Source organism: Tepidimonas thermarum, from assembly GCF_007556705.1.
In the GTDB taxonomy this organism is placed as follows: domain Bacteria; phylum Pseudomonadota; class Gammaproteobacteria; order Burkholderiales; family Burkholderiaceae_C; genus Tepidimonas; species Tepidimonas thermarum.
This window is the reverse complement of the sequence record NZ_VJOL01000097.1, coordinates 1-2866: the sequence shown is the minus strand read 5'-3', so window position 1 is coordinate 2866 and position 2866 is coordinate 1. Positions and strand designations below refer to the sequence as shown.

Sequence of the window (2866 nt, the reverse complement as noted above, 5' to 3'; positions counted from 1 at the left end):
ACCCCCCCAGCCGCCACGGCCATGCCAGGGCCCCGTGCGCACCGTGCCCACCCCGATCAGCGCCAACACGAACGCGGCCAAGGCCAACAGCACCCACCACCCCAGGGACAGCCCCAGGCTGGCACCGACCAGCGCGACCACGCCCGCGGTCGCGGTGGCGCCCAGCACCCGCCCCAGGAGGCTGCGCAGCACGCCCGCGATCACCGGCACGGCAAAAAACGCCAAGACCAGCACCTCTTGCGCGTCGGCGCCTGCCGCGGCGCGTGCGGTGGTCGGTGGGGGCAACGGCTCACCGGCCAGCGCGGCCAGGATCTGCTCCACCCCCGCGTGCAGCCCCCCGTAGAAGTCGCCGGCCCGAAAGCGCGGCACGATGGCTTGTTCGATGATGCGGCTGGCCAGCAAATCGGGCAGCGCCCCTTCCACCGCCTTGGTGGTGGCGATGCGCACGCGGCGGTCGTGCTTGGCCACCACGAGCAGCACGCCGTCGCCGACATCGCGTCGGCCGATCTTCCACGCATCGCCGACGCGCTGCGTGTAGTCCGTGATGTCCTCGGGCGCGGTGGTGGCCACCAACAGCACCACCACCTGACTGCCGCGCTCGCGCTCGAACGCTGCCAGCCGCGCCTCCAGCGCCGCGCGCTGTTCGGCGCTGAGCGTGCCGGTCAGGTCCATCACACGCGCGGTCAGCGCCGGCACCGGCTGCACGCCCTGCGCGTGCGCCGGCAGCGCGGCCCCCAATACCAGCACCCACAGCAGCGCCAGCCACCCGGCCCGCCGCCAAGCGGGCAGACGGCGCCAGGCGGCCCACCAAGTCCCGGTCGACGCGCGCAACGCAGCCCCCCGTCAGCGGCCCGGCGCGGCCGGGAACTCCACTTTCGGCGGCTTGGCCAGCGACGCCTCGTCCGCTGGCGCAAAGCCCGGCTTGGGCGCGTAGCCAAACACCTTGGCCGTCAGGTTGGTGGGGAAGCTGCGCGCCAGCGTGTTGTAGCGCTGCACCGCCTGGATGTAGCGGTTGCGCGCCACGGCGATGCGGTTTTCGGTGCCTTCGAGCTGCACCCGCAGGTCGGCAAAAGCCTGGTTGGCCTTGAGGTTGGGGTACTGCTCGGCCACCACCAGCAAGCGCGACAGGGCGCTGCCGAGCTCGCCCTGCGCGGCCTGAAAGCGCTGCAACGCCTGCGGGTCCTGCAGCATCTCGGGGGTGACTTGGATGGCCGTGGCACGGGCCCGCGCCTCGATGACGCGGGTGAGCGTTTCGCGCTCGAAATGGGCCTCACCCTGCACCGTGGCCACCAGGTTGGGCACCAGGTCGGCGCGCCGCTGGTACTGATTGAGCACCTCGGCCCAGGCGGCGTTGACCTCTTCGTCCAGGCGCTGAAACTCGTTGTACCCGCAGCCCGACAGGGTGGCCGCCAGCGGCACGGCGGCAGTCCACGCCAGCCAGCGGCGGCGCGTTGGGATGGCGATCGCGGTCTCGGTCATGGCAATGGGCCCTCCTCGGCGGGCTGTGGCCCGCATCGGCCACATCATGCCACCAACAGCCGCGGTGCGGGCATCAGGCTGGCGCGCCGGCTGCCATGGGGGGTACCGCCGGCGGCTGTGCGGCGGCCTGGCGGGCCAACACGCGCGCCCAGGCGCGCTCGTGGAAGAAGTAGGCCACCGCCTGCACGGTGGGTTCGAGCAGGCTCAGCGTCAGCGCGGCCAGCCAGTTGCCGGTCACGGCATAGGCCACGGCCATGGCCACCGTGATGTGCATCACGTAGTAGGTGGCGGTTTTCATGAGCGCAAAGCGGTGCGTGTGGGTGAAGCGACGAAGGCGTGCCATGGGGTTCTCCTACCGGGTGATCGATGACGATGATCATGGTAGGGGTGTTTCATAGCATTTTCAATCGAACATCTGTATTCGATTGATAGTCATCATCACCCCCCTGGCGCATCCGCGCGCGCAGGCGGCAGCAGCCGTCCATCCTGCAGATGGACCTGCCGGTCGCAGCGTGCAGCCAGTGCCGGGTCGTGCGTGACGATGAGAAAGGCGATGCCTTCTTCGCGGTTGAGCTCGCGCAGCAACGCAAACACGTCGTGCGCGGTGTGGCTGTCGAGGTTGCCGGTGGGCTCATCGGCCAGCACCAGGCGCGGGCGGTTCATGAGGGCGCGCACGATCGCCACCCGCTGCTGCTGCCCCCCGGAGAGCTGCAGTGGCCGCTTGTGCGCGTGGGCGGCCAGCCCGGTGCGCGCCAGCAAAGCCCGGGCACGCTCGCGGTCGGCGGGGCTGATGCGGCCGTGCCCGGCCAGCACCGGCATGAGCACGTTTTCTTCCGCGGTAAAGGCCGGCAACAGGTGGTGAAACTGGAACACGAACCCCAGGTAGCGGTTGCGCAGCGCGGTGCGCGCCGCGTCGCTGGCGTGGTGCACCGGCTCGCTGGCCAACCAGATCTCGCCCTCGCTGGGCGTCTCCAGCAAGCCGACCAGGTTGAGTAGGGTCGATTTGCCGGAGCCCGAGGGCCCCACCAGCGCCACGAAGTCACCCGCCACAAGCGTGAGGTCGATGCCGTGCAGCACTTCCACGAGCGGTGAAGCCCCGCCGCCGTAGCGCTTGCGCACGCCGCGCAGCTCGAGCACCGTTTCAGCCACGGATCGCCTCCACCGGGTCCAGCCGTGCCGCGCGCACCGCGGGCAGCCACGCCGCCAGCACGCCCACGACGGTGGCCAACAGCGCGGTCGAGACGAACAGCTCCGCCTCCAGGATTGTGCAACCTCTTTTCTGTAAATTTCCGGTTGGGTGGTCATGACAACCGGGTTACAGGTTGAAGTTGAGATAGACCTTGCCGGTCAGCCACTCGTCGTCGAGTTCGGCGAGCATTGCGGAAAC

4 protein-coding genes are annotated in these 2866 nt (G+C 70.0%); all 4 read right to left on the bottom strand.

Translation table 11 applies throughout. The annotated features are described in order from the left end of the window. The coding region (locus tag Tther_RS12945) for a TPM domain-containing protein (RefSeq protein ID WP_246099052.1) at positions 1-831 on the bottom strand (831 nt) is incomplete at its 3' end. Between the two features lie 12 nt (positions 832-843). After that, positions 844-1479: a LemA family protein gene (locus Tther_RS12940; protein ID WP_143904513.1), complete on the bottom strand. Its 636-nt coding sequence runs from the start codon at positions 1477-1479 to the stop codon at positions 844-846. A 73-nt stretch (positions 1480-1552) separates the two neighbouring features. Then, a complete protein-coding gene (locus Tther_RS12935) occupies positions 1553-1822 on the bottom strand; it encodes a DUF2061 domain-containing protein (protein ID WP_143904511.1) in 270 nt (89 codons plus the stop codon). 95 nt (positions 1823-1917) lie between these two features. Then, the gene (locus tag Tther_RS12930) at positions 1918-2628 is read right to left on the bottom strand and encodes an ABC transporter ATP-binding protein (RefSeq protein WP_185975100.1); all 711 of its coding nucleotides are present in this window, start codon (positions 2626-2628) and stop codon (positions 1918-1920) included. Between the last annotated feature and the right edge of the window lie 238 nt (positions 2629-2866).